The organism is Salmonella sp. 32010601201800023SM, assembly GCF_017572235.1.
GTDB classification, from domain to species: Bacteria; Pseudomonadota; Gammaproteobacteria; order Enterobacterales; family Enterobacteriaceae; genus Salmonella; species Salmonella enterica.
The window spans coordinates 123,199-149,014 of sequence record NZ_JAGEQS010000008.1 but is presented as its reverse complement, the minus strand read 5'-3'; the positions used below and the strand labels follow the sequence as shown (position 1 = coordinate 149,014).

Here is a 25,816-nt window from a genome sequence, read left to right as displayed (position 1 = left end):
GCTGACGGTTTTTCAGGCTGGTCGCGATTAATAAAAGTCGCAGGTGGCTTTTTCAGCCTGCGCCATCCATACCGGTTTATCACTGGTTTTCGACCAGACACGGTGCAGATAACTATAAAAACGCGCGCGGTCTTTCCAGAAGAGCATCACCGGCAGCGCCAGCACGCCTGCGATCACCGCGAAAGCACGACGGACAAAAATGACATGCGCCGGATAGTCTTTATAGTGTTCCATACGTTTCCCCCCTTTATACCGACGCTACCCGCCCCGGTATAGATTGAATCGGTGAATAGCACCGAAAAATTGAACCTCGTTACCTGATTAAAATAGTACCGCTTTCGGTGTAATTTTACTACTCATCCGACCACTTATTTTCACGCTTTTCCAGCAGATTTACATTCAAAGCGTAAATTAGTTACAAAAAGGTTAAATTAATACTAATCATTAGTTAAATAATGGTCTTTGCCATTTTTATACTTTTTTTACACTCCGCCCGCCAATTTTTGCGAAATCTTTGCAGCCAAAAAATTACCTTTCTCAGAAGTAAAACAATGCCACTGGAGGTGCTCTGTGAGTGCAGGCGTGATAACCGGCATCGTGCTGGTTTTCTTACTTTTAGGTTATCTGGTCTATGCCCTGATTAATGCGGAGGCGTTCTGATGGCCGCGCAAGGATTTTTACTGATCGCCAGTTTTTTACTGATTTTATTGGTACTGGCGAAACCATTGGGTTCGGGCCTGGCAAGGCTCATCGCCGCCGTTCCGTTGCCGGGCGTGGCTGGCATTGAGCGTATCCTCTGGCGGACTCTTGGCATTACCGACCACGAAATGAACTGGCGTCAGTATTTACTGGCGCTACTGACGCTCAATCTGCTGGGACTGGGCATCCTGTTTTGCCTGCTGTTCTGGCAGGAGTGGCTGCCCTTAAATCCGCAGCGGCTACCGGGGCTGTCCTGGGATCTGGCGCTGAATACCGCCGTCAGCTTTGTCACCAATACCAACTGGCAAGCCTACAGCGGCGAAAGCACGCTGAGCTACTTTAGCCAGATGGCCGGGCTGACGGTGCAAAATTTCCTGTCGGCGGCGACCGGGATTGCGGTGGTTTTTGCGCTTATCCGCGCCTTTACGCGCCAGAATGTGCACACGCTGGGTAATGCCTGGCAGGATCTGGTACGCATTACGCTATGGATATTATTTCCTGTCGCGTTAATTATCGCGCTGTTTTTTATCCAACAAGGCGTACCGCAAAACCTGTCGGCTTATCAGCCCATCACCACCCTTGAAGGCGCTAAACAACTCTTGCCGATGGGGCCGGTTGCTTCGCAGGAGGCGATCAAAATGCTTGGCACCAACGGCGGCGGTTTCTTTAACGCCAACTCTTCGCATCCGTTCGAAAACCCCACCGCGCTCACTAATCTGGCGCAGATGCTGGCGATATTTTTGATTCCAGCCGCGCTCTGTTTCGCCTTTGGCGAAGCGGCGGGCGATCGCCGTCAGGGACGCGCGCTACTGTGGGCAATGTCATTCATTTTTGTGGTCTGCGTAGCGGTAGTGATGTGGGCGGAAGTTCAGGGAAATCCACATCTGTTGGCGGCGGGTGCGGACAGTAGCGTCAACATGGAGGGTAAAGAAACACGCTTTGGCGTGCTGGCCAGCAGCCTGTTTGCCGTCGTCACGACCGCGGCGTCCTGCGGGGCGGTAAATGCCATGCACGACTCGTTTACCGCTCTGGGCGGTATGGTGCCGATGTGGCTGATGCAAATTGGCGAAGTGGTCTTTGGCGGCGTCGGTTCAGGCCTGTATGGCATGTTGCTGTTTGTCCTGCTGGCGGTGTTTATCGCGGGGCTGATGATCGGTCGCACGCCGGAATATCTGGGGAAAAAAATCGACGTGCGCGAAATGAAAATGACCGCGCTGGCGATTCTGGTCACGCCGATGTTGGTCTTGTTGGGTTCGGCGCTGGCGATGATGACGGATGCCGGACGCAGCGCAATGCTGAACCCTGGCCCGCACGGTTTTAGCGAAGTGCTATATGCCGTCTCCTCTGCCGCCAACAACAACGGTAGCGCCTTTGCGGGTCTGAGCGCTAACTCGCCTTTCTGGAACTGTTTGCTGGCGTTCTGCATGTTCGTCGGACGTTTCGGCGTGATTATTCCTGTCATGGCCATCGCCGGATCGCTGGTCAGTAAAAAAGTACAGCCGGCCAGTCAGGGAACGCTGGCGACACACGGCGCGCTATTTATTGGCCTGCTCATCGGCACGGTACTGCTGGTCGGCGCGCTGACGTTTATTCCTGCCCTGGCGCTTGGCCCGGTAGCGGAACATTTCTCTTTACCTTGAGCGATGTGGAGTACATTGATATGAGTCGCAAGCAACTGGCGCTGTTTGAACCTGTTTTACTCGTACAGGCGCTAACGGATGCCGTAAAAAAATTAAGCCCACGCGCCCAGTGGCGTAACCCGGTGATGTTTGTGGTCTGGGCCGGCAGCGTGCTAACCACTCTGTTAACGCTCGCTATGGTAACAGGACAAATAGCGGGAAGCGCCTTGTTTACAGGGGTGATCAGCCTGTGGTTATGGTTCACCGTACTGTTCGCCAATTTTGCCGAAGCGCTGGCGGAAGGCCGCAGCAAAGCCCAGGCAAACAGTCTGAAAGGGGTGAAAAAGACCGCGTTCGCTCGTCGGCTGCGCGCCCCGCGCCATGATGCGCAGGCCGATAACGTGCCCGCCGCTGAACTGCGGAAAGGCGACATTGTCCTGGTCAAAGCGGGCGATATTATTCCCTGCGACGGCGAGGTCATCGAAGGCGGCGCCTCGGTGGATGAAAGTGCGATTACCGGCGAATCCGCGCCCGTGATCCGCGAGTCCGGCGGCGATTTCGCCTCTGTCACCGGCGGCACGCGAATTCTTTCCGACTGGCTGGTGATTGCCTGTAGCGTCAATCCTGGCGAAACCTTTCTTGACCGGATGATCGCGATGGTGGAAGGCGCACAGCGGCGGAAAACGCCTAACGAGATTGCCCTGACGATTTTGCTCATCGCCCTGACCATTGTCTTTTTACTGGCGACCGCCACCCTGTGGCCCTTCTCCGCCTGGGGCGGTAACGCGGTCAGCGTCACCGTGTTGGTGGCGTTGCTGGTGTGCCTGATCCCCACCACCATCGGCGGGCTACTCTCCGCCATTGGCGTAGCCGGAATGAGCCGAATGTTGGGCGCGAACGTCATCGCCACCAGCGGCCGCGCCGTAGAAGCCGCGGGCGATGTCGACGTGCTGCTGCTGGATAAAACCGGCACTATCACGCTCGGCAACCGCCAGGCGTCCGATTTTATACCCGCCCGAGGGGTGGACGAACGCACGTTGGCTGACGCCGCGCAGCTCGCTTCGCTGGCCGACGAAACGCCGGAAGGCCGCAGCATTGTGATCCTCGCCAAACAGCGCTTTAACCTGCGTGAACGCGATGTGCAGTCGCTTCATGCCACCTTTGTTCCGTTTACCGCGCAAAGCCGCATGAGCGGGATTAATATCGATAACCGGATGATCCGTAAAGGCTCGGTGGACGCGATTCGGCGTCATGTCGAGAGCAATGGCGGCCATTTTCCCGCCGATGTCGAGCAAAACGTCGAGAACGTGGCGCGTCTGGGCGCGACGCCGCTGGTAGTCGTGGAAGGCGCGCGCGTACTGGGTGTTATCGCCCTCAAGGATATCGTTAAAGGCGGAATTAAAGAACGTTTCGCCCAGCTACGAAAGATGGGCATTAAAACGGTGATGATCACTGGCGATAACCGCCTGACGGCGGCAGCGATTGCCGCCGAAGCCGGTGTGGACGATTTTCTTGCCGAAGCCACGCCGGAAGCCAAGCTGGCGCTGATCCGTCAATATCAGGCGGAAGGACGGCTGGTCGCCATGACCGGCGACGGCACTAACGATGCCCCGGCGCTGGCGCAGGCTGACGTCGCGGTGGCGATGAACTCCGGCACCCAGGCGGCGAAAGAAGCCGGTAATATGGTGGATCTGGACTCTAACCCGACCAAGTTGATTGAAGTGGTGCATATCGGTAAGCAGATGCTGATGACGCGCGGCTCGCTCACCACCTTCAGTATCGCGAATGATGTAGCGAAATATTTCGCCATTATTCCCGCCGCGTTTGCCGCTACCTATCCGCAGCTAAACGCGCTCAACGTGATGGGGCTGCATTCGCCGAACTCCGCCATTCTGAGCGCGGTGATCTTTAACGCCCTGATTATTATTTTTCTGATCCCGCTGGCATTAAAAGGCGTGAGTTATAAGCCGCTTTCCGCATCGGCCATGCTGCGCCGTAATTTATGGATCTATGGTCTGGGTGGTCTGGTGGTGCCGTTTATTGGTATCAAAGTGATTGATGTGCTGCTGACCCTGCTGGGTCTGGCGTGAGGTGTATGATGATCGGTTTACGTCCTGCTTTTTCGACAATGTTATTTCTGCTGTTATTGACCGGCGGCGTGTATCCGCTTCTGACCACGGCGCTGGGGCAGTGGTGGTTTCCCTGGCAGGCTAATGGCTCGCTGATTCATAAAGACAATGTGATACGCGGCTCAGCGCTTATCGGACAATCGTTTACCGCCGCGGGCTATTTTCATGGCCGGCCCTCCGCCACCGCCGATACGCCTTATAATCCACTGGCGTCGGGCGGAAGCAACCTGGCCGCCAGCAATCCCGAACTGGATGCGCAAATACAGGCCCGCGTCGCCTCGCTACGCGCCGCTAACCCCCAGGCGAGTTCCGCGGTTCCGGTTGAGCTGGCGACGGCCTCGGCAAGCGGGCTGGATAATAATCTGACGCCCGGCGCCGCGGCATGGCAAATCCCCCGCGTGGCGGCGGCTCGCCAGCTTCCCGTTGAACAGGTCGCGCAACTGGTTGCAGAATATACGCACAGGCCGCTGGCGCGCTTTCTTGGGCAACCGGTGGTGAATATTGTTGAGCTTAATCTGGCGCTGGATGCGCTACAGGGACACAGAGCGAAATGAACGACGAACCCTTGCGTCCTGATCCGGATCGCTTGTTGGAACAAACGCCCCCGCCCCACCGGGGGAAGTTGAAAATTTTCTTCGGCGCCTGCGCAGGCGTCGGAAAAACCTGGGCGATGCTGGCGCAAGCGCAGCGGCTGCGAGCGCAGGGGCTGGATGTGGTGATCGGCGTGGTAGAGACGCACGGCCGTGAAGAGACCGCCGCACTACTTGACGGGCTGACCATTCTGCCGCCAAAACGTCACTCGCACCGGGGGCGGCAAATTCGCGAATTTGACCTGGATGCCGCCCTCGCCCGGCGTCCGGCGCTGATTTTAATGGATGAGCTGGCGCACAGTAACGCGCCTGGCTCACGCCATCCTAAGCGCTGGCAGGATATTGAAGAGCTGCTGGAAGCGGGAATAGACGTTTTCACCACCGTGAACGTACAACATCTGGAAAGTCTGAACGATGTGGTGAGCGGCGTCACGGGGATTCAGGTGCGCGAAACCGTCCCCGATCCCTTTTTTGATGCCGCCGATGAAGTCGTACTGGTCGATCTGCCGCCCGACGATCTGCGCCAACGGCTCAACGAAGGTAAAGTGTATATCGCCGGCCAGGCGGAACGCGCTATTGAACATTTTTTCCGCAAGGGCAATCTGATCGCCCTCCGCGAGCTGGCGCTACGCCGGACAGCCGATCGCGTGGACGATCAGATGCGCGCCTGGCGCGCGCATCCGGGCGAAGAAAAAGTATGGCATACCCGCGATGCGATTTTACTGTGTATCGGGCATAACACCGGCAGCGAAAAACTGGTGCGTACCGCGGCGCGTCTGGCCTCCCGGCTCGGCAGCGTCTGGCACGCCGTCTATGTCGAAACGCCAACGTTACACCGCTTACCGGAAAAGCAACGACGGGCCATTTTAAGCGCGCTGCGCCTGGCGCAGGAGCTTGGCGCGGAAACCGCCACCCTGTCCGATCCCGCCGAAGAGAAAGCGGTCGTGCGCTATGCCCGCGAGCATAATCTGGGGAAAATCGTCATGGGCCGCCCGGCGTCGCGACGCTGGTGGCGACGTGACGCTTTCGCCGACCGTCTTGCCAGGCGCGCGCCGGATCTCGATCAGGTGATCGTCGCGCTGGAAGAGCCGCCAGCCCGCGCATTGGCGCAAACGCCTGATAACCGACCTTTTAAAGAGAAATGGCGTGGGCAGATTCAGGGCTGTCTGGTCGCCGTGGCGCTTTGCGCCATCACCACGCTTATCGCTATGCAGTGGCTTGTCACCTTCGACGCCGCCAATCTGGTGATGCTCTATTTGCTGGGCGTAGTGGTGATTGCGCTGCTTTACGGACGCTGGCCGTCGGTGGTGGCGACGGTGATTAACGTGGCGAGTTTCGATCTCTTTTTTATCGCGCCACGCGGTACGCTCGCCGTTTCGGACGTGCAGTATTTGCTGACCTTTGCCGTGATGCTGACGGTAGGTCTGGTGATTGGCAATCTTACTGCCGGGGTGCGCTATCAGGCGCGCGTCGCCCGTTATCGGGAACAGCGTACCCGTCATTTATATGAAATGTCTAAAGCGCTGGCCGTCGGGCGTAGCGAACATGATATCGCCGCGACCAGCGAGCGGTTTATCGCCTCGACGTTTCAGGCGCGCAGCCAAATTTTATTACCTGATACTAACGGTAAGTTGCTGCCTCTCACCCACCAGCAAGGCATGACGCCGTGGGACGACGCAATTGCGCGCTGGAGTTTTGATAAAGGCCAGCCTGCCGGCGCAGGCACCGATACCCTCCCTGGCGTGCCTTATCAAATCCTGCCGCTGAAAAGCGCCGATAAAACGTACGGTCTGGCTATCGTCGAACCGGGTAATTTGCGTCAGTTAATGGTGCCGGAGCAGCAACGCCTGCTGGAAACATTCACTCTGCTTGTCGCCAACGCGCTGGAACGACTGACGCTGACCGCCAGCGAAGAACAGGCGCGTCTCGCCAGCGAGCGAGAAAGTATTCGCAACGCTCTGCTGGCGGCGCTGTCGCATGATTTACGCACGCCACTGACGGTATTGTTCGGCCAGGCGGAAATTTTGACGCTGGATTTAGCCAGCGCAGGATCGCCCCACGCGCGTCAGGCCAGTGAAATCCGCCAGCATATTCTCAACACCACCCGGCTGGTGAATAATTTGCTGGATATGGCGCGTATTCAGTCCGGCGGGTTTAATCTTAAAAAAGAGTGGCTGACGCTGGAAGAGGTCGTCGGTAGCGCGTTACAGATGTTAGAGCCGGGTTTATTGCATCCGATTACATTGTCGCTGCCGCAACAGTTAACGCTTATCCATGTCGATGGCCCCTTATTTGAGCGTGTCCTGATCAACTTGCTGGAAAACGCCGTTAAGTACGCCGGGCCGCAGGCCAGTATCGGCATTGATGCTGCGGTTAAGGACGATCGTTTACAACTGGATGTCTGGGATAACGGGCCGGGTATTCCTGCGGGGCAAGAACAGAAGATTTTCGATAAGTTCGCCCGCGGCAACAAAGAGTCCGCCGTCCCCGGCGTGGGGCTGGGGCTGGCGATTTGCCATGCTATCGTAGAGGTACACGGCGGCACGCTTACCGCCTATAATCGACCGCAGGGCGGCGCCTGTTTCCGTGTGACGCTGCCGCAAGGAAAGCCACCTGCACTTGATGATTTTCATGAGGATATGTGACAAACGTTCTGATTGTTGAAGATGAACAGGCCATCCGCCGCTTTCTGCGCACCGCGCTGGAAGGCGACGGCCTGCGCGTGTATGAAGCTGAAACATTACAACGTGGTTTACTGGAAGCCGCCACGCGAAAGCCCGATCTGATTATTCTCGATCTCGGCCTGCCGGACGGCGACGGAATCGATTTCATTCGCGACCTGCGTCAGTGGAGCGCAATACCGGTGATTGTCCTTTCCGCCCGCAGCGAAGAAAGCGATAAGATTGCCGCGCTTGACGCCGGAGCTGATGATTACCTGAGCAAGCCATTCGGCATTGGCGAGTTGCAGGCGCGTTTGCGTGTCGCGCTGCGACGGCACGCCGCCAGCCCTAGCGCCGATCCGATCGTCCGTTTTTCCGGCGTGACGGTCGATCTCGCCGCACGGTTGATCCACCGTGGCGACGAAGAAATCCATCTGACGCCGATTGAGTTCCGCCTGCTGGCGGTATTACTCAATAATACCGGCAAAGTATTAACCCAACGGCAGTTATTAAACCAGGTCTGGGGGCCTAACGCCGTGGAGCATAGCCACTATTTGCGCATCTATATGGGACATTTACGCCAGAAACTGGAACAAGATCCCACCCGCCCACGCCATTTTATTACCGAAACCGGAATTGGCTATCGCTTTATGCCGTGAATAGCTATTCATTATTTTTAAATAACTTTTAATTTTTATGTCATTTATTTTCGGCGTCGCGAATAATTATTTTCGCGGCGATATTATATTTTATGGAGGATATAAAAAACATATAATTAACATTTAAGAAACAATCCGTTATTTCACAGCACGATATGCATAATCGCCGACTAATTATTTTTCAAATGATCGTTTTTTGTTGATCTGGTTCACAGATTGCTGGCGCTTCCTGGATAAAATATCCATGCTTTCAATAAATCAATGAAAGGACCTCAAAATGGAAAATAATAATCGTTTTATGCCCCATATAAGGCGGACAACGCATATTATGATGTTTGCCCACCGTAATAGTTTCGACTTTCATTTCTTTAATGCCCGGTAGTTTTTCTGCTACGGGTACTTCAGCATACAGGTCTTTCCGACCCTTATGTCATTCAGGTCTATTGCCTAAATAACTCGAATTGTTAAAAGCGACAGTACGGTAATTCCTTTACGCCCAGCCAGCTAACTATGTGGTTTGACAGAAGAAATTCCGACTCGGCGCAATTTTAGTTATCGCGGTTTCTGCCTGTATATCGTAGTACTCAACTCCTTAAATCCTGAATTTCCTGCAACCGGACGGGTTGGGATTTATTACATCTAAAATAAAGCTAATTTACTGATTTTTTTATCAGCGGGATAGCTTTGATTTTTTCCGGAAGAATCAGTTTCTCATGCGAGAAATTGAGGGCCTGCTATTACCTGAAATAAAGAGATGAAAAATGTCAGAATTAAAAATTGCCGTTAGCCGTCATTGCCCGGATTGTTTTTCTACACACCGTAATATTGTAAATGTTGATGAGAGTCGTTTCATCGACGTGGCTGCCATCGTGTTATCCATCGACGACATTGAACACGGAAAACTCGATGAAATCGACGCAACGGGTTACGGTATTCCCGTGTTTGTCGCGACTCATGACGAAGGGCGCGTACCGCCTGAGTATTTGCCGCGTATCTCTGGTGTATTCGAATATAATGAATCCCGTACTGCCTTCTATGGTCGCCAGTTGGAAACCGCAGCAAGCCACTACGAAACGCAGTTACGCCCGCCGTTTTTCCGCGCGCTGGTGGATTATGTCAACCAGGGCAACAGCGCATTTGACTGCCCGGGGCATCAGGGCGGCGAATTCTTCCGCCGTCATCCTGCCGGTAATCAGTTCGTGGAATACTTTGGCGAAACGCTCTTCCGCTCCGACCTATGCAACGCGGACGTGGCGATGGGCGATCTGCTGATTCACGAAGGCGCGCCTTGCATTGCGCAGCAACATGCGGCGAAAGTCTTTAACGCCGATAAGACCTACTTTGTGCTGAACGGGACCTCCTCCTCTAACAAAGTCGTACTCAACGCGCTGTTAACGCCGGGCGATCTGGTACTGTTTGACCGTAATAACCACAAATCTAACCACCACGGCGCATTATTGCAGGCGGGCGCAACGCCAGTTTATCTGGAAACCGCGCGTAACCCGTATGGTTTTATCGGCGGGATCGACGCTCACTGCTTCGAAGAAGATTACCTGCGCGAGCTGATTAGCGAAGTCGCGCCGCAGCGCGCCCGCGAAGCACGTCCATTCCGTCTGGCCGTCATCCAGTTAGGCACCTACGACGGTACCATTTATAACGCCCGTCAGGTCGTCGATAAAATTGGTCATCTGTGCGACTACATCCTGTTTGACTCCGCCTGGGTCGGCTATGAACAATTTATTCCGATGATGGCCGATTGTTCGCCGCTGCTGCTGGAACTGAACGAAAACGATCCGGGTATTCTGGTGACGCAGTCCGTTCACAAACAACAAGCCGGTTTCTCCCAGACCTCGCAGATCCATAAAAAAGATAGCCATATCAAAGGGCAATCGCGCTACGTTCCGCATAAGCGCATGAACAACGCCTTTATGATGCACGCCTCCACCAGCCCGTTCTATCCGCTGTTCGCCGCGCTGGACGTTAACGCCAAAATGCACGAAGGCGTCAGCGGTCGCAATATGTGGATGGATTGCGTGGTTAACGGCATCGATGCCCGTAAATTGATCCTCGAAAACTGTCATCACATCCGTCCGTTCGTACCGGAACTGATTGATGGTAAGCCGTGGCAGTCATACCCGACGTCAGAGATCGCCAGCGATCTGCGCTTCTTCCACTTCGTTCCGGGAGAACACTGGCATGCGTTTGAAGGCTATGCCGAACATCAGTACTTTGTCGACCCTTGCAAACTGCTGCTCACCACACCGGGCATTAATGCAGCGAGCGGCGAATATGAAGACTTTGGCGTTCCTGCCACGATCCTCGCCAACTTCCTGCGCGAGAACGGCGTTGTGCCGGAAAAATGCGACCTCAACTCCATTCTGTTCCTGCTGACGCCGGCAGAAGACATGGCGAAGTTACAACAGCTTGTCGCCCTGCTGGCTCGTTTCGAAAAACTGCTGGAAGCTGATGCGCCGTTAGCGGAAGTATTACCGTCCATCTACAAACAGCATGAAGCGCGTTATGCCGGCTATACCCTGCGTCAGCTTTGCCAGGAGATGCACGATCTCTATGCGCGGCACAACGTGAAACAGCTGCAAAAAGAGATGTTCCGTAAATCGCATTTCCCGAAAGTCAGTATGAATCCGCAAGAGGCCAACTATGCCTATCTGCGCGGCGAGGTCGAACTGGTTCGCCTGCCGGAAGCGGAAGGTCGTATCGCGGCTGAAGGCGCTCTGCCTTACCCGCCGGGAGTGCTGTGTGTAGTTCCGGGTGAAATCTGGGGCGGTTCTGTCCTGCGTTACTTCAGCGCCCTGGAAGAAGGGATCAACCTGCTGCCGGGCTTTGCGCCTGAACTGCAGGGCGTTTATATCGAAGAACACGACGGCCGTAAGCAGGTCTGGTGCTACGTCATTAAACCTCGTGACGCACAGCGCTCCCTGCTGAAGGAGGAAAAATTATGAGTAAACCTAAATCCAATAAAATGGGTGTCGTGCAGCTCACAATTCTGACTATGGTCAACATGATGGGCTCCGGGATCATCATGCTACCGACCAAACTGTCTGAAGTCGGCACGATATCCATTATCTCCTGGCTGGTCACCGCCGTCGGCTCGATGGCGCTGGCCTGGGCGTTTGCGAAATGCGGTATGTTTAGCCGTAAATCCGGCGGCATGGGCGGTTACGCCGAATATGCCTTCGGTAAATCCGGCAACTTTATGGCGAACTATACCTACGGCGTCTCGCTGCTGATAGCCAACGTGGCTATCGCCATCTCCGCTGTCGGCTATGGCACCGAACTGTTCGGCGCCGCGCTGACGCCGCTCCAGATCGGTCTGGCGACTATCGCCGTATTGTGGGTTTGTACTATCGCAAACTTTGGCGGCGCGCGTATTACCGGACAGATCAGTAGCGTTACCGTTTGGGGCGTCATCATTCCGGTTGTCGGCCTGTGCATCATTGGCTGGTTCTGGTTTAGCCCCAGCATGTACGTAGCGTCATGGAACCCGCACCATGTTCCGTTCTTTAGCGCGGTCGGTTCTTCCATCGCCATGACGTTGTGGGCATTTCTTGGACTGGAATCCGCCTGCGCCAACGCAGACGTGGTCGAGAATCCGGAAAAGAACGTCCCCATTGCGGTACTGGGCGGTACGCTGGGCGCGGCGGTCATCTATATCGTTTCGACTAACGTGATTGCCGGGATTGTGCCGAACATGGATCTGGCGAACTCCACGGCGCCGTTTGGTCTGGCGTTTGCACAGATGTTCACGCCTGCGGTAGGTAAAGTGATCATGGCGCTGATGGTAATGTCCTGCTGCGGCTCGCTGCTGGGCTGGCAGTTCACTATCGCTCAGGTCTTTAAATCCTCCGCTGACGAAGGCTATTTCCCGAAAGTCTTCTCTCGTGTAACGAAAGTCGACGCGCCGGTACAGGGGATGTTGATTATTGTGATTATTCAGACTGGCCTGTCGCTGATGACCATTAGCCCGTCGCTGAATAGTCAGTTTAACGTCCTGGTTAACCTGGCGGTGGTGACGAACATTATTCCGTATATTCTGTCGATGGCCGCGCTGGTTATCATTCAGAAAATGGCGAATGTGCCGTCATCAAAAGCGAAAGTCGCTAACTTCGTGGCCTTCGTTGGCGCCATGTATAGCTTCTACGCGCTATATTCCTCCGGTGAAGAAGCCATGCTGTACGGCTCAATTGTGACCTTCCTCGGCTGGACGTTATACGGCCTGGTCTCACCGCGTTTTGAATTGAAAAATAAACACGGCTGATGGCGCGCCCGGGCTGCGGTAACGGTAGTCCGGGCATTTTCACTCTTTGAATAAGATAATAGAAATGAGTAATCCAGAACGGGAAGTCACTGATATAGCAGAAATACTGGCTATTCTCAGTAAACACGAAGTGTGTCGGATAGGGTTTAACGACAATCTCTGTCCGTATGTTGTCCCCGTAAATTTTGGCTACGAGTATCAGAACGGACGCTGGATATTTTATTTTCACGGCGCACGCACCGGGAAAAAGATGCGTCTGTTACGTAAGAACCCGGCAGTATGCATTGAAATGGACGGCGACCATGCATTACTACGTGCCGATGACCCCTGTGATTATAGCTACGCCTACACCAGCGTTTTCGCCACCGGACTGGCATCGATATTGCAAACGCGCGAGGAGATGCGCCACGGCCTGGACGTCATTATGCGCCAGACCGATCCGGGAAAAACCTTCAGTTATCGGGAAGATATGATGAAAGCGGTTTGCGTGGTGCGTATCGAATGCGACGCCCTCACCTGCCGCCGACATCTGGCGACTCAGAGCGAATAAGTCAGATATCACAAGCGCCTTATCCGGCCTGGAGGCGATTTACAGGCCTGATAAGCGCAGCGCCGTTAATATAAAAAAGGAGCCTTACGGCTCCTTTTTCTTCCATATCGCCCATCAGGCGTTTTTCAATACTTCGCTAACGATTTCAACGGCTTCTTTCTCAATCTGCTTGCGATGTTCTTCCCCCAGGAAGCTTTCGCAATAGATCTTGTAAGCGTCTTCCGTACCGGATGGACGCGCGGCGAACCAGCCGTTATCGGTCATTACCTTCAGGCCGCCAATCGATGCGCCATTACCCGGCGCTGCGGTAAGACGCGCGGTGATCGGGTCGCCTGCCAGCGTGCTGGCGCTCACCATTTCCGGAGACAGTTTAGACAATGCCGCTTTCTGCGCGGAGGTCGCGCTCGCCTGCAGACGGTTATAGCTCGGCGCGCCAAAACGCGCTGCCAGTTCATTGTAATGCTCTTGCGGGTTTTTCCCGGTAACGGCGGTGATTTCCGCCGCCAGCAGGCACATGATGATACCGTCTTTATCGGTAGACCACGGCGTACCGTCGAAACGCAGGAACGAAGCGCCCGCGCTCTCTTCCCCGCCGAAACCAAAGCTGCCGTCGAACAAACCGTCAACAAACCATTTGAAGCCAACCGGCACTTCTACCAGCTTGCGTCCCAAGTCATTCACCACGCGGTCAATCATCGCGGAAGAGACCAGCGTTTTACCGACAGCCACGTCTTTGCCCCACAGCGGACGATGCTGGAACAGATAGTTAATGGCGACCGCCAGATAATGGTTCGGGTTCATCAGCCCTGCAGGCGTCACGATGCCATGACGGTCGTAGTCCGGGTCGTTGGCGAAGGCCAGGTCAAACTTGTCACGCAGCGCCAGCAAACCCGCCATCGCACATTCGGAGGAGCAATCCATACGGATCGCGCCATCTTTATCAAGGTGCATAAAGCGGAAGGTTTGATCAACCTGATCGTTAACTAACGTCAGGTTAAGTTTGTAATGCTCAGCGATACGTTTCCAGTATTCAATACCGGAGCCGCCCAGCGGATCGACACCCAGCGTCAGACCGGCTTTCTGAATCGCCGCCATATCAACGATATCCGCCAGCCCTTCGACAAACGGCTGTACCAGATCTACCGCTTTAACGTGGCCCGAGGCCATTGCCGCATCCAGAGAGATGCGCTTAACGCCTTGCAGGCCGCCCGCCAGCAGCGCATTGGCACGATCTTCTACCACTTTAGTGACGTTGGTATCCGCCGGGCCGCCATTGGGCGGATTATATTTAATACCGCCATCTTCCGGCGGGTTGTGCGACGGCGTAATGACAATACCATCAGCCAGCGGGCCGCCTTTTTTGTTATGGACCAGGATAGCATTTGACACGGCAGGCGTTGGCGTAAAGCCATTATTTTCCTGCACGATAACGTCTACGCCGTTTGCCGCCAGCACTTCCAGCACGGAAATGAAGGCCGGTTCCGAGAGCGCATGGGTATCTTTCCCCACATAGCAGGGGCCGGTAATGCCGTTTTTCGCCCGCTCTTCAGCAATCGCCTGGGCGATCGCCAGAATATGCGGTTCGTTGAAACTGTGACGACCTGCGCTGCCGCGATGGCCGGAAGTGCCAAATTTCACGGCATGTTCTGCATTCCCTGCCTCCGGTTTCAGTACATAATACTGCGCCGTCAGTTGGGCGACGTTAATCAAATCACTCTGTTGCGCGGGTTGTCCTGCGCGGTTGTGGATTGCCATTGCCTGGTCCTTCTAATGCAAGGATTAAATTGTTCCGCAAACCTTTTCAATCAATTCCGCCGGGAATTGCATTGACTGCATGATGTGTTCGATCATGCTGCATTTACGGCCGGTGTTGGTGTTGGTGATCACCCAGTACGGCGTGCCGGGAACGTGCTTAGGTTTAGTTTGATTCCCATTTTTCAGCAGCGTTTGTTCATCCGCCGCAAAATAGACGCGCGTGCGGCCATGCAACGACTCCGTCGCCTCCGCAAACGCGTGGTGATCCAGTGAATAGAGTGTAGTCAGAATCAGCATAAAGCGGTTGACCGCTTTTTTCTGCTCGGCATATTCGTCAGACAACAGCAGCTCACGCATCGCGCGAACTTTGTCTTTTACCGGGTTAACCGGTTTCGCTTCGGCAACGGGTTGCGCCGCAGGCGTCCCCTTCACCGCTGAAGCCGTTGGCTGTGTCGTGGCGGAAAACTTCAACATACGCCGTAAAATGTCGGATGCGCTCTCGCCGATATGCTTGGTGTGGCTGGCAATATAGCTATAGAGTTCATCATCAACTTCAATCGTTTTCATCTTAATCCAGTGCGATGTCTTTGCTGAATACAAGTCATTGGGATTATAGGAACAAATCCCAACAGCGGATAGCGTTAAGCCCGGCTGACAAAAAAACTCGGAGTAAACCTTAGAGGTTGCAGCCCAGTGGCAGAATGGTCAACATAATACCCTAACCCGACAGAGCGAAAAAAAGAACTTTGCCATGAAATTAAACATCCGAGCGCAATCTGCACAAAACCTGCACAATAATTCCCCCATCGTTCTCGTTCATGGTCTGTTTGGCAGCCTGGACAACCTCGGCGTACTGGCGCGCGATCTGGTGACCGATCACGACATTATTCAGGTCGATATGCGCAATCATGGTTTATCGCCGCGCGATCCGGTCATGGATTATCCGGCAATGGCCCAGGATCTTCTGGATACGCTTGACGCGCAGCAGATTGAAAAAGCGACGTTTATTGGTCATTCCATGGGCGGAAAAGCGGTAATGGCGCTGACGGCGCTGGCGCCCGATCGCATCGATCGTCTGGTCGCGATTGATATCGCCCCCGTGGATTATCACGTTCGCCGCCACGATCGCATTTTCGCGGCCATTAACGCCGTCAGCGAATCCGACGCGACATCCCGCCAACAGGCGGCAGGGATTATGCGCCAGCACCTCAACGAAGAAGGCGTGATCCAGTTTCTGTTAAAATCCTGGGCTGAAGGCGAATGGCGTTTTAATGTTCCGGTATTATGGGAGCAGTATCCGCATATCGTCGGCTGGGAAACCATTCCGCCCTGGGAACATCCGGCGCTGTTTATTCCAGGCGGTAACTCGCCGTACGTCACCGAAGCGTACCGCGACGCGCTGCTGGCGCAATTCCCTTTGGCGCGCGCGCATGTGATCGCCGGCGCGGGCCACTGGGTACATGCCGAAAAACCAGAGGCGGTTCTGCGCGCCATCCGCCGTTATCTGCACGATAAACGCTAACTGATTAAAAACTCATCGCCTGTGCGCGATTACGCGCGCGGGCGTTGGCGTCGCTTCCTCGCTGATGTATGATGGCGCGCTATCCATCCGGGCATAAGCCTGGCTGATTGTTTCCCCCGAAGTCACCAAAATCATGGCCAAAGAACAAACGGACCGTACGACATTAGATCTGTTCGCGCACGAGCGTCGCCCGGGACGACCTAAAACGAATCCGCTTTCGCGCGATGAACAGTTACGCATCAACAAGCGCAACCAGTTAAAACGCGACAAAGTTCGTGGCCTCAAGCGTGTCGAATTAAAACTCAACGCACAAGCGGTTGACGCGCTGAATGAGCTGGCCGAAGCGCGCAACATTAGCCGCAGCGAGCTCATTGAAGAAATATTAATGAAGCAGCTTATGGCGCTGCGCGGCCAGGGTTTAGTCTGAAAATAAGTTTTGTTTCATATTTCGTGTAGCAGAGCGTGCAGTCCCGCGTGATTGCTGTTTCCGCATATCTGCCTGTTCTGCTATGATTGCCCTTATCCGTGGGCAATTCGCCACCACCATTTCAATAAGTTTCAAGAGGTTATTTTACTCATGGCAATCACTGGCATCTTTTTCGGCAGCGACACCGGTAATACCGAAAATATCGCAAAAATGATTCAAAAACAGCTTGGTAAAGACGTTGCCGATGTGCATGACATTGCAAAAAGCAGTAAAGAAGACCTGGAAGGGTATGACATTCTGCTGCTGGGCATCCCAACCTGGTACTATGGCGAAGCGCAATGTGACTGGGATGACTTCTTCCCGACTCTCGAAGAGATTGACTTTAACGGTAAGCTGGTGGCGCTGTTTGGCTGTGGAGATCAGGAAGACTACGCGGAATACTTCTGTGATGCGCTGGGCACGATTCGCGACATTATTGAGCCGCGCGGCGCCACGATTGTGGGTCACTGGCCAACTGCAGGCTATCATTTTGAAGCCTCTAAAGGTCTGGCTGACGACGATCATTTTGTCGGTCTGGCGATTGACGAAGACCGTCAGCCTGAACTGACCGCCGAGCGTGTTGAAAAATGGGTTAAGCAAGTTTCGGCCGAATTGCACCTCGACGACATCCTCAACGCCTAATCTTATGCGGCGCAGCGTTATATCTGCGCCGCATCAATAGACAAGACCAATCAAAATAATTGCTACAAATTTGTAACTTTCGCACCCATCCCTGTACAATGTCCGGGTGTAATCAGGTGGCGCCAGAATTTGCAGGCAAAACCACAGTTTTATTAACATCTGCGAGAGACTTGCGGTTTTCATTTCGGCATGGCAGTCCTATAATGATACGCATTATCTTGAGTGCAATTTCTGTCACTTCTCTAATGAAGTGAATCGTTTAGCAACAGGACAGATTCCGCATGACTGACAACAATACCGCATTAAAGAAGGCTGGCCTGAAAGTAACGCTTCCTCGTTTAAAAATTCTGGAAGTTCTTCAGGAACCAGATAACCATCACGTCAGTGCGGAAGATTTATACAAACGCCTGATCGACATGGGTGAAGAAATCGGTCTGGCAACCGTATACCGTGTGCTGAACCAGTTTGACGATGCCGGTATCGTGACCCGCCATAATTTTGAAGGCGGTAAATCCGTTTTTGAACTGACGCAACAGCATCATCACGACCATCTTATCTGCCTTGACTGCGGAAAAGTGATTGAATTTAGTGATGACTCTATTGAAGCACGCCAGCGTGAAATTGCGGCGAAACACGGTATTCGTTTAACTAATCACAGCCTCTATCTTTACGGCCACTGCGCTGAAGGCGACTGCCGCGAAGACGAGCACGCGCACGATGACGCGACTAAATAAGTGTAAATCTTTCGAAGAGCCAACCGCCCGGTTGGCTTTTTTATATCCTCCTCTTTCCTGCCGCTTGATGTTGATTTAATGTAAAAAACGCTATCGCATCTCAGGAGAGCAGGAATGGAGCTTCGCCAGTTACGCTATTTCGTGCGTATTATTGAAACCGGCAGTATGGGCAGCGCCGCACAGGATCTTGATATTGGCGTTTCAGCCTTAAGTCAACAGATGTCCCGTCTGGAAAACGAGCTTGCCATCCGTCTGCTGCAGCGCACTTCGCGCGGCGTAACGCCAACCAACGCCGGGCTGGCCTTTTATTCGCAGGCGCAACTCGCCCTGCGTCATGCCGACGACGCAATTCTCGCCGCCAGAGAAGCGCGCCTTTCCGGTCATGTGAGCGTAGGAATGGCCCCCAGTACCGCCTCCATACTGGGTATACCGTTTATCCATGCCATGCAGGAAAACTATGCCGATGTCCGACTGCATGTGGTGGAAAGCTTGTCCGGTAATCTGGAAAGAATGATCAATACCCGCCAGATTGATTTAGCCGTTGTCTTTCAAAAAGATAAAATCCTGCGCTGGAGCGCCAGACCGATCCTTGAAGAACAGCTTTTTCTGATTGGCTCCCATGCCCTGCTGGCGGCGCTTCCTGATAACCCGATCACACCTGAACAACTGGCAGGCATTCCGCTCATTATGCCAAGCCAGGGACACGGGCTGCGCGGCAGGCTGGACGCTGTCTGCCAGGAACATGCGCTTAACGTTGAAATCGTCGCGGAAATTGACGGCCTGGCGTTGTTGATGCGCGCCGTGCGCGACGGTCTTGGCGCCACGTTGCAGCCCGGCGCGGCGATTTCTCATCTGGATAACGACGCGCTACGCGTGATCGGCGTCCATAATCCGGTACTCAGCCGCCCCAATTTTTTAGTCAGCCTGTCGGATGATGAACTGACGCCCGCCGGCCTTGCCGCCAGAGTAGTCCTTACCAAAGTTATGCGTCAGTTAGTCGACGCCGGCGAATGGCCAGGCGCAACTCTTTACGCTTACTAAACCCCTGTTTAGCGCTACCTGATAGCGCGCCGCTTATTTATCCGTATACATTTCAATTACAAATTTAACAAATAGTTAAATGGTACGGGAGTATAAGATGGTTGATGTACTGGTGATAGGCGGAGGCAATGCCGCATTATGCGCCGCCCTGACCGCACGGGAAGCGGGCGCATCGGTTCTGCTGCTGGAGGCAGCCCCGCGGGAATGGCGCGGCGGAAATTCTCAGCACACACGAAACCTGCGCTGTATGCATGATGCGCCGCAGGATGTGCTGGTAGAAAGCTATCCTGAAGAGGAATTCTGGCAGGATCTGTGGCGAGTCACCGACGGCAACACCAACGAAGCGCTGGCGCGACTGGTCATTCGCACCTCTTCGCAATGCCGCGACTGGATGCGCAAACATGGCGTTAACTTTCAACCGCCGCTATCTGGGGCGCTCCACGTTGCGCGCACCAATGCGTTTTTTATGGGCGGCGGGAAAGCGCTCGTCAATGCCTATTACCGTAGCGCCGAACGGCTGGGCGTACAGGTTCGCTATAACACGCCGGTTCACGCGCTTGAACTTCATGACGGCGAATTCGTGGCGGCGCTGGCGGGTAGCGAACGTATTACCGCCAAAGCCTGCGTATTAGCGGCTGGCGGTTTCGAATCAAACCGTGAATGGCTGCGGGAGGCCTGGGGAGAAAACGCCCGCGGCGAATGGCCCGCGGATAATTTCCTGATTCGCGGCACGCGTTTTAACCAGGGCGTATTACTCAAATTTATGATGGATGCCGGCGCGGATATCATTGGCGATCCGTCCCAGTCGCACTGCGTAGCGATTGATGCCAGGGCGCCGCTGTACGACGGCGGTATTTGTACTCGCGTGGATTGCGTATCGCTGGGTATTGTCGTGAATCGCGACGCCGAACGTTTTTATGATGAAGGCGAAGATTTCTGGCCGAAGCGTTACGCCATTTGGGGGCGGCTGGTGGCTCAACAGCCAGGACAAATTGGCTATTCGATTATTGACAGCAAAGCCATCGGCCACTTTATGCCGCCGGTTTTTCCTGGCGCGCAGGCCAATACGCTGGCTGAGCTGGCCTGCCAGTTGGGGCTGGACGCGGAAAAATTTACCCATACCGTCACGCAGTATAACCAGGCCTGCCAACCCGGTCATTTTGATCATACCTTGCTTGATGACTGCGCTACTAAAAACCTGACGCCGGCGAAAACCCACTGGGCGCGCCCGCTTGATGCGCCGCCCTACTACGGTTATGCGCTGCGACCCGGCATCACGTTTACCTACCTGGGTCTGAAAGTCAATGAACGTGCCGCGGTGCATTTTGCCGGTCATCCAAGCCGCAACCTGTTTGTTGCCGGCGAGATGATGGCAGGAAATGTTCTGGGCAAGGGGTATACCGCAGGCGTAGGCATGTCTATCGGCACAACCTTTGGCCGCATTGCGGGAATAGAAGCCGCCCGCGCGGCGCACAAGGAGGCGCAGCATGAAACAGCTTGAAAAATTAATCATTGAGGCCACCGTGCTTACCGAACCGGAAGCCGAGGTCGAACGCGTTATGCAAGTGTGTAACGCGTGTCGCTACTGCGAAGGTTTTTGCGCGGTATTTCCGGCGATGACCCAGCGGCTCGAATTCGGTAAAGCCGATATTCATTATCTGGCGAATTTATGTCATAACTGTGGCGCTTGCCTGCACGCGTGCCAGTATGCGCCGCCCCATGAATTTGCCATTAACGTGCCGAAAGCGATGGCGCAAGCCCGCCTGGAGACATATCAACAGTATGCCCAGCCCGCCGCTTTTGGCGCGTTATACCGTCGGGCGGGGATCACCGTCGCGCTGGCGCTGATAGTCGGTCTGACGCTCTTTTTATTACTGACGATGGCGCTGAAAGGGTCGCTGATTCATCCGCCGCTGGCCGGTGACTTCTATCAAATTTTTCCGCATAGCCTGCTGGCATGGATGTTTGGCTCAGTTTTTGTGCTGGCAATCGGTTTGCTTATGGCGGGCGTAATCCGCTTCTGGCGTGAGATCTCGCCGGGTGTACCGCGTTCGGCGGAGATTGCAGAAGCGTCGCACAATGCGTTAACGCTGAAATATCTCGACGGCGGTCACGGCAAAGGCTGTAACGAAGCGGACGATGCGTTCACGCTGCTGCGCCGTCGCTTTCATCACTTTACCTTCTACGGTTTTATGCTCTGTTTTGCCGCCACGGTCGTGGCGACGGGCTATCACTACGTCGCCGGTTGGGAAGCGCCCTACCCGTTCTTTAGCCTGCCGGTCATGCTCGGCACGCTGGGCGGTATCGGTCTGCTTATCGGCCCGGCCGGGCTACTGTGGCTCAATCTGCGGCGGTCGCCGTTACATGGCGATGTGCGCCAGAAACCCATGGATCGCGGCTTTATTCTGCTGCTGTTCTTAACCAGTCTTACCGGGCTGGCGCTGCTGGCAGGCAGAGACACCAGCGGAATGGGCATACTGCTGGCGCTCCATTTAGGCGTGGTGATGGCGCTCTTTCTCACCCTTCCCTACGGAAAATTCGCCCACGGATTTTTCCGCTGCGCGGCCTTACTCAAATGGGCAGTTGAGAAGCGACGCGGAAAACATGCGGGGGATACAGGCAACTGACCCGCAACATCTTACCCATAAAACAATAAAGACAGTGGAGAGCAAACCCTATGGCACAACACACACCTGCAACATCGCGCGCCGGCACGTTCGGCGCAATACTGCGCGTGACAAGCGGCAATTTTCTTGAACAGTTTGATTTTTTCTTGTTCGGATTTTACGCCACCTATATCGCCAGAACGTTTTTTCCGGCGGAAAGCGAATTTGCCTCATTAATGTTGACCTTTGCCGTCTTTGGCTCCGGTTTTTTAATGCGCCCCGTCGGAGCGATTGTGCTTGGCGCCTATATTGACAGAATCGGACGCCGTAAAGGGCTGATGGTGACGCTGGCGATTATGGGCTGCGGTACGTTGCTCATCGCCCTCGTCCCCGGCTACCAAACGATCGGCCTGGCAGCGCCTGCGTTGGTGCTGTTGGGCCGGTTATTACAAGGATTTTCTGCGGGCGTTGAGTTAGGCGGCGTCTCAGTCTATCTGTCCGAAATCGCAACGCCAGGCAATAAAGGGTTTTATACCAGCTGGCAATCTGCCAGTCAGCAGGTCGCGATCGTTGTCGCCGCGTTGATTGGTTATAGCCTGAATATCACGCTGGGACACGACGCGATATCGGAGTGGGGCTGGCGGATTCCGTTCTTTATCGGCTGTATGATCATTCCGCTGATTTTTGTTTTACGTCGTTCATTACAAGAAACAGAAGCGTTTTTACAACGCAAGCATCGCCCCGACACCAGGGAAATTTTTGCAACTATCGCCAAAAACTGGCGCATTATTACGGCCGGAACGCTGCTGGTGGCGATGACCACCACAACGTTTTATTTTATCACCGTTTATACGCCGACCTATGGCAGAACCGTGCTTAATCTCAGCGCGCGGGACAGTTTGATCGTCACCATGTTAGTGGGGGTGTCCAATTTTATCTGGTTACCCATTGGCGGCGCGATTTCCGACCGGATTGGCCGTCGCGCCGTGTTAATGGGCATTACGTTGCTGGCGCTGATCACCACCTGGCCCGTCATGCAGTGGCTGACCGCCGCGCCCGACTTTACCCGCATGACGCTGGTACTGCTGTGGTTCTCTTTCTTTTTTGGCATGTATAACGGCGCAATGGTCGCGGCGTTAACCGAAGTGATGCCAGTCTATGTGCGTACCGTTGGTTTCTCGCTGGCCTTTAGCCTGGCGACGGCGATTTTTGGCGGCCTGACGCCGGCCATCTCTACCGCGCTGGTAAAGTTAACCGGCGATAAAAGCTCGCCCGGCTGGTGGCTGATGTGCGCAGCGTTATGTGGACTTGCCGCGACGGCGATGCTGTTTGTACGTCTGAGTCGCGGCTATATCGCAGCAGAAAATAAAGCCTGAAAAAACCACGGGCGGAAAACATTCGCCCGTGGGTGGCAAGGCAGGGTTTTATTGCACGTTATTATGACTGCGAATTTCCTGCCAGACCTTATCGCAGTCAGCCTTGACCGCCTGATCGTTACCCGTGCGCGTCGCCTGAATGCACTGCTGATAGTCCAGTACCCGCACGCTTTCTTCGTTAGCAAATTGCTGATGTTTACGCTCTTTTTTAAGGACATTCAGCACGCTTTGGCAGGCCTCTATCTTCTCAGGCGAGCCCTGTGCGGTATTGATACAGGCGCTGTACGCCTCTTTCAGCCGACTATCTTCTTCCGGCGCGGGTGATGACGCGCAGGCCGTCAAACCGGCGGTCATGCTGGCGATGAGTAAAATTTTTTTCATAGGTCGTTCCTCAACAGCGCGGCAGACCGGCAGCCTGCCGCATCTGACATCAGAAAATAGTGAATGGCGCAATAACGATAAATTTCACGTCACGCTCATCCTGGAAGATGTTGCCGTAACCACCGCCCCAGCTTGGAATATTGGAGTGGTTGTCATATTCGGTGAAGTGCAGTTTGAACATGGTGCCTTTGGCACGCCCCTCCTGCAGGGTATAAACCGCATCCAGACTGTATGAGGACTCTTCGATAGTGCGGTTTTTGTCGTAGTAAGCATCCGGGTTACTTTGCCAGGTTGCCGGTTTAGCATCCCAGGCGTAAACATAAGACGCGCCCACAGCCCAGCCCGGCAGATTCCAGTTTTTCAGGTCATACATCGCGCCGAAGAAAACCGCCTTTTCACCGTTAGCGTTAAAGTCGGAGCGGTTATCCCACCAGATATCCAGACGACCGTTTGAAGAGGCGTAGGTTGGCGTCATACGTTGCAGAAAATAGCCCTGCTGACCGTCCGCTTTCACCCAAGTGCCTTCCAGACGCAGGTCAACCACTTCTGCGACTTTGTAGCCGAAGGTCAACGCCTGCAGCCAGGCCGTACCGTCGTAAATATCATTCACGCTGCGATCGTCTACTTTGTCGCGCGCGCCGTAGAACTGGTAACTGGTGGTGAACGGATTGCCGCCTAAATCAAATTTATAGCTGGCCTTCGCGAAATATTGATCGACATAGCCTTCGGACTGACCAAACGCCGCTTCCAGCACCAGATCATTTTTGAAGTCGTACTTCGCGCCGATGGAGTGGAGATAATCCACATTGGTTTTTTTATCCGCCTGATAAAACTTATCCATTTCGGTATGCCACGGCGCTTTATATTCGTTAGTCCACATGTAGGAAAAACTTAACGCGCCCGCATCGCCATAGTCAAAACTGGCGCCGGCTTCCGCACCCTGATAAGTACCCGGCATAAAACTCCAGTGCGGCGCTAACAGCGTCTGACCGGTAGGCTGAATATAACCGGCGCGCGCCCAGACCGGGCCATATTTAAATTTCGCTGCGGCTTTATAAAGACTGATACCGCTCTTATCGCCGGAATAGTCTTCGTCGTAGCCTTTATTCTTTTTCGAGAAGGCAATTTCGTTTGGATGACCGCTGTCGCCGTTTTCTGCCATTTCAATCGCGGTAAACGCCGCGATATCCAGACCGAACATATCCGCAGCGTAACCAGACTGAAAATCCAGGTTAGCGTTCCAGGTCGCATGAGAAAGGTTAGTTTTATATTTGTCGCCGTCGGTCACATCTTTGCGATCGCGTTCACGCTGCCAATAATAGATGCCGCCCGTTAACGTGGAGTCGTCGAAAAAGCCGGAGGCTTGCGCCTGCGGAACAACGATCCACCCCGACATTGCTGTGATACCGGCGATAGCCAGAGCCAGCGTACTACGTTTGCCACTAAACGTACGCATAAGTTAATCCTCTTTGACGTATAAATTGCTGCCGACAAAAGCGAACAGCGAAAAAATAAAAATAAAAAGTAGCGCTGAGAAATCTCATTTACTACGTTAAATAGACTATTTTTCGCGATGCGAATTATCAATCTCTTTCTGTAACCAGTATGTAATAATATGAGCAACCGCACATATTTAATTGCTTTCTGTTACATTCGACTGCTGGTGGGGGAAGCAGACCGCCAGAAAGAAAATTGACTTGTTTTCCATAGGTATGAAAATAATTGTCTCCTGTTGACCTGACGCTTATAACATTTAGATTAATAATCATTTATCAGATCAATAATTTTCAGAAAATAATTAATTCGCCTCGCAAAAAAGAGAATCGACTTAGAGCCTATCCCACCAGGCGTTATTGGCGCAGCCAGTTTGGACACGGACAGCGCGCAAAAACCGGAGCGTACACGTAGTACGTGAGGTTTGACTCGCTACGCTCGCCCTTCGGGCCGCCGCAAGCGGCGTTCAAAACGCTAACGCGTTTTGGCGAGCACTGCCCAGGTCCAAAATGGCAAGTAAAATAGCCCTAATGGGATAGGCTCTTGGAAATGCAGAGAAAAAACGCCGCAAAACGCGGCGTTGACAAGGTATTTTTACAGCATTCGCCTGTTGGCGC

23 protein-coding genes and 1 pseudogene are annotated in these 25,816 nt (G+C 54.1%); 19 read left to right on the top strand and 5 right to left on the bottom strand.

Annotated features, from left to right (window positions below; genetic code table 11):
* Window positions 1-27 precede the first annotated feature (27 nt).
* Complete coding sequence (locus tag J4617_RS20550; protein WP_000401437.1) at window positions 28-234, bottom strand: YbfA family protein; 207 nt, start codon at window positions 232-234, stop codon at window positions 28-30.
* A gap of 336 nt (window positions 235-570) precedes the next feature.
* Between J4617_RS20550 and kdpF the strand changes: the two genes are divergently transcribed.
* The 10 genes from kdpF to J4617_RS20500 all read left to right on the top strand — a co-directional run bounded on the left by kdpF (window position 571) and on the right by J4617_RS20500 (window position 13,182).
* A complete protein-coding gene (kdpF, locus tag J4617_RS20545) occupies window positions 571-660 on the top strand; it encodes a K(+)-transporting ATPase subunit F (RefSeq protein ID WP_001670793.1) in 90 nt (29 codons plus the stop codon).
* The gene (gene kdpA / locus J4617_RS20540) at window positions 660-2,339 is read left to right on the top strand and encodes a potassium-transporting ATPase subunit KdpA (protein WP_000730068.1); all 1,680 of its coding nucleotides are present in this window, start codon (window positions 660-662) and stop codon (window positions 2,337-2,339) included. The genes kdpF and kdpA overlap by 1 nt, the downstream gene beginning before the upstream one ends.
* A 20-nt stretch (window positions 2,340-2,359) precedes the next feature.
* Window positions 2,360-4,408 carry a potassium-transporting ATPase subunit KdpB gene (gene kdpB / locus J4617_RS20535; protein WP_000088034.1) on the top strand — a complete coding sequence of 683 codons (2,049 nt, stop codon included), beginning with the start codon at window positions 2,360-2,362 and terminating at the stop codon, window positions 4,406-4,408.
* Between the two features lie 8 nt (window positions 4,409-4,416).
* The gene (gene kdpC / locus J4617_RS20530) at window positions 4,417-5,001 is read left to right on the top strand and encodes a potassium-transporting ATPase subunit KdpC (RefSeq protein ID WP_024137244.1); all 585 of its coding nucleotides are present in this window, start codon (window positions 4,417-4,419) and stop codon (window positions 4,999-5,001) included.
* A complete protein-coding gene (kdpD, locus tag J4617_RS20525; RefSeq protein WP_000997472.1) occupies window positions 4,998-7,682 on the top strand; it encodes a two-component system sensor histidine kinase KdpD in 2,685 nt (894 codons plus the stop codon). Before kdpC ends, kdpD begins: the two co-directional genes overlap by 4 nt.
* Window positions 7,679-8,356, top strand: coding sequence for a two-component system response regulator KdpE (kdpE, locus tag J4617_RS20520; RefSeq protein ID WP_001623149.1), 678 nt, complete (start codon window positions 7,679-7,681; stop codon window positions 8,354-8,356). Before kdpD ends, kdpE begins: the two co-directional genes overlap by 4 nt.
* A 277-nt stretch (window positions 8,357-8,633) precedes the next feature.
* Complete coding sequence (speFL, locus tag J4617_RS20515; RefSeq protein WP_015632840.1) at window positions 8,634-8,738, top strand: leader peptide SpeFL; 105 nt, start codon at window positions 8,634-8,636, stop codon at window positions 8,736-8,738.
* Between the two features lie 379 nt (window positions 8,739-9,117).
* A complete protein-coding gene (speF, locus tag J4617_RS20510; RefSeq protein WP_001292402.1) occupies window positions 9,118-11,316 on the top strand; it encodes an ornithine decarboxylase SpeF in 2,199 nt (732 codons plus the stop codon).
* Window positions 11,313-12,632: a putrescine-ornithine antiporter gene (gene potE / locus J4617_RS20505; RefSeq protein ID WP_000042658.1), complete on the top strand. Its 1,320-nt coding sequence runs from the start codon at window positions 11,313-11,315 to the stop codon at window positions 12,630-12,632. The genes speF and potE overlap by 4 nt, the downstream gene beginning before the upstream one ends.
* Before the next feature lie 64 nt (window positions 12,633-12,696).
* Entirely contained in the window at window positions 12,697-13,182 is a 486-nt protein-coding gene (locus tag J4617_RS20500) for a pyridoxamine 5'-phosphate oxidase family protein (RefSeq protein WP_000070053.1), read from the top strand.
* 114 nt (window positions 13,183-13,296) lie between these two features.
* Here J4617_RS20500 and pgm read toward each other — a convergent pair whose 3' ends face one another.
* Window positions 13,297-14,937, bottom strand: a complete 1,641-nt coding sequence (gene pgm / locus J4617_RS20495; RefSeq protein ID WP_000974387.1) for a phosphoglucomutase (alpha-D-glucose-1,6-bisphosphate-dependent) — start codon at window positions 14,935-14,937, stop codon at window positions 13,297-13,299.
* Window positions 14,938-14,961: 24 nt separating this feature from the next.
* Window positions 14,962-15,504 (bottom strand): replication initiation negative regulator SeqA, encoded by a 543-nt coding sequence (gene seqA / locus J4617_RS20490; protein ID WP_000848395.1) that lies wholly within the window; start codon window positions 15,502-15,504, stop codon window positions 14,962-14,964.
* A 184-nt stretch (window positions 15,505-15,688) separates the two neighbouring features.
* Here seqA and ybfF point away from each other — a divergent pair, with 184 nt between their 5' ends.
* The 9 genes and pseudogenes from ybfF (at window position 15,689) to tcuC (ending at window position 23,324) form a co-directional block, all read left to right on the top strand.
* Window positions 15,689-16,459: an esterase gene (gene ybfF / locus J4617_RS20485; RefSeq protein ID WP_000773245.1), complete on the top strand. Its 771-nt coding sequence runs from the start codon at window positions 15,689-15,691 to the stop codon at window positions 16,457-16,459.
* Between the two features lie 133 nt (window positions 16,460-16,592).
* Complete coding sequence (gene ybfE / locus J4617_RS20480) at window positions 16,593-16,886, top strand: LexA regulated protein (protein WP_001040939.1); 294 nt, start codon at window positions 16,593-16,595, stop codon at window positions 16,884-16,886.
* A 150-nt stretch (window positions 16,887-17,036) separates the two neighbouring features.
* Complete coding sequence (gene fldA, locus J4617_RS20475; protein ID WP_001018621.1) at window positions 17,037-17,567, top strand: flavodoxin FldA; 531 nt, start codon at window positions 17,037-17,039, stop codon at window positions 17,565-17,567.
* 203 nt (window positions 17,568-17,770) lie between these two features.
* A pseudogene (locus J4617_RS20470) lies at window positions 17,771-17,856 on the top strand (ryhB-regulated fur leader peptide).
* On the top strand, window positions 17,849-18,301 hold the full coding sequence (gene fur, locus J4617_RS20465) for a ferric iron uptake transcriptional regulator (RefSeq protein WP_000131699.1): 453 nt from the start codon (window positions 17,849-17,851) through the stop codon (window positions 18,299-18,301). The pseudogene J4617_RS20470 and the gene fur overlap by 8 nt, the downstream one beginning before the upstream one ends.
* A 114-nt stretch (window positions 18,302-18,415) precedes the next feature.
* Complete coding sequence (tcuR, locus tag J4617_RS20460) at window positions 18,416-19,342, top strand: tricarballylate utilization LysR family transcriptional regulator TcuR (RefSeq protein ID WP_000423371.1); 927 nt, start codon at window positions 18,416-18,418, stop codon at window positions 19,340-19,342.
* A 97-nt stretch (window positions 19,343-19,439) separates the two neighbouring features.
* Window positions 19,440-20,843, top strand: coding sequence for an FAD-dependent tricarballylate dehydrogenase TcuA (gene tcuA / locus J4617_RS20455; protein ID WP_000228709.1), 1,404 nt, complete (start codon window positions 19,440-19,442; stop codon window positions 20,841-20,843).
* A complete protein-coding gene (gene tcuB / locus J4617_RS20450; protein ID WP_017465563.1) occupies window positions 20,830-21,969 on the top strand; it encodes a tricarballylate utilization protein TcuB in 1,140 nt (379 codons plus the stop codon). The genes tcuA and tcuB overlap by 14 nt, the downstream gene beginning before the upstream one ends.
* A 50-nt stretch (window positions 21,970-22,019) precedes the next feature.
* Window positions 22,020-23,324, top strand: a complete 1,305-nt coding sequence (tcuC, locus tag J4617_RS20445) for a tricarballylate/proton symporter TcuC (RefSeq protein WP_000057014.1) — start codon at window positions 22,020-22,022, stop codon at window positions 23,322-23,324.
* A gap of 48 nt (window positions 23,325-23,372) precedes the next feature.
* On the opposite strand, the gene chiQ is transcribed toward tcuC, so the two are convergent.
* Both chiQ and chiP read right to left on the bottom strand, forming a co-directional pair.
* Window positions 23,373-23,705 (bottom strand): ChiQ/YbfN family lipoprotein, encoded by a 333-nt coding sequence (chiQ, locus tag J4617_RS20440; protein ID WP_000722260.1) that lies wholly within the window; start codon window positions 23,703-23,705, stop codon window positions 23,373-23,375.
* A 49-nt stretch (window positions 23,706-23,754) separates the two neighbouring features.
* Window positions 23,755-25,161, bottom strand: a complete 1,407-nt coding sequence (gene chiP, locus J4617_RS20435; RefSeq protein ID WP_001258803.1) for a chitoporin — start codon at window positions 25,159-25,161, stop codon at window positions 23,755-23,757.
* Window positions 25,162-25,816 lie beyond the last annotated feature (655 nt).

Excerpts from the sequence above, each read along its gene's own strand:
- J4617_RS20550 (WP_000401437.1), bottom strand. The coding sequence starts at position 234 with ATGGAACACTATAAAGACTATCCGGCGCATGTCATTTTTGTCCGTCGT.
- kdpA (WP_000730068.1), top strand. The coding sequence starts at position 660 with ATGGCCGCGCAAGGATTTTTACTGATCGCCAGTTTTTTACTGATTTTA.
- kdpB (WP_000088034.1), top strand. The coding sequence starts at position 2,360 with ATGAGTCGCAAGCAACTGGCGCTGTTTGAACCTGTTTTACTCGTACAG.
- kdpC (WP_024137244.1), top strand. The coding sequence starts at position 4,417 with ATGATCGGTTTACGTCCTGCTTTTTCGACAATGTTATTTCTGCTGTTA.
- kdpD (WP_000997472.1), top strand. The coding sequence starts at position 4,998 with ATGAACGACGAACCCTTGCGTCCTGATCCGGATCGCTTGTTGGAACAA.
- speFL (WP_015632840.1), top strand. The coding sequence starts at position 8,634 with ATGGAAAATAATAATCGTTTTATGCCCCATATAAGGCGGACAACGCAT.
- speF (WP_001292402.1), top strand. The coding sequence starts at position 9,118 with ATGTCAGAATTAAAAATTGCCGTTAGCCGTCATTGCCCGGATTGTTTT.
- potE (WP_000042658.1), top strand. The coding sequence starts at position 11,313 with ATGAGTAAACCTAAATCCAATAAAATGGGTGTCGTGCAGCTCACAATT.
- J4617_RS20500 (WP_000070053.1), top strand. The coding sequence starts at position 12,697 with ATGAGTAATCCAGAACGGGAAGTCACTGATATAGCAGAAATACTGGCT.
- pgm (WP_000974387.1), bottom strand. The coding sequence starts at position 14,937 with ATGGCAATCCACAACCGCGCAGGACAACCCGCGCAACAGAGTGATTTG.
- seqA (WP_000848395.1), bottom strand. The coding sequence starts at position 15,504 with ATGAAAACGATTGAAGTTGATGATGAACTCTATAGCTATATTGCCAGC.
- ybfF (WP_000773245.1), top strand. The coding sequence starts at position 15,689 with ATGAAATTAAACATCCGAGCGCAATCTGCACAAAACCTGCACAATAAT.
- ybfE (WP_001040939.1), top strand. The coding sequence starts at position 16,593 with ATGGCCAAAGAACAAACGGACCGTACGACATTAGATCTGTTCGCGCAC.
- fldA (WP_001018621.1), top strand. The coding sequence starts at position 17,037 with ATGGCAATCACTGGCATCTTTTTCGGCAGCGACACCGGTAATACCGAA.
- fur (WP_000131699.1), top strand. The coding sequence starts at position 17,849 with ATGACTGACAACAATACCGCATTAAAGAAGGCTGGCCTGAAAGTAACG.
- tcuR (WP_000423371.1), top strand. The coding sequence starts at position 18,416 with ATGGAGCTTCGCCAGTTACGCTATTTCGTGCGTATTATTGAAACCGGC.
- tcuA (WP_000228709.1), top strand. The coding sequence starts at position 19,440 with ATGGTTGATGTACTGGTGATAGGCGGAGGCAATGCCGCATTATGCGCC.
- tcuB (WP_017465563.1), top strand. The coding sequence starts at position 20,830 with ATGAAACAGCTTGAAAAATTAATCATTGAGGCCACCGTGCTTACCGAA.
- tcuC (WP_000057014.1), top strand. The coding sequence starts at position 22,020 with ATGGCACAACACACACCTGCAACATCGCGCGCCGGCACGTTCGGCGCA.
- chiQ (WP_000722260.1), bottom strand. The coding sequence starts at position 23,705 with ATGAAAAAAATTTTACTCATCGCCAGCATGACCGCCGGTTTGACGGCC.
- chiP (WP_001258803.1), bottom strand. The coding sequence starts at position 25,161 with ATGCGTACGTTTAGTGGCAAACGTAGTACGCTGGCTCTGGCTATCGCC.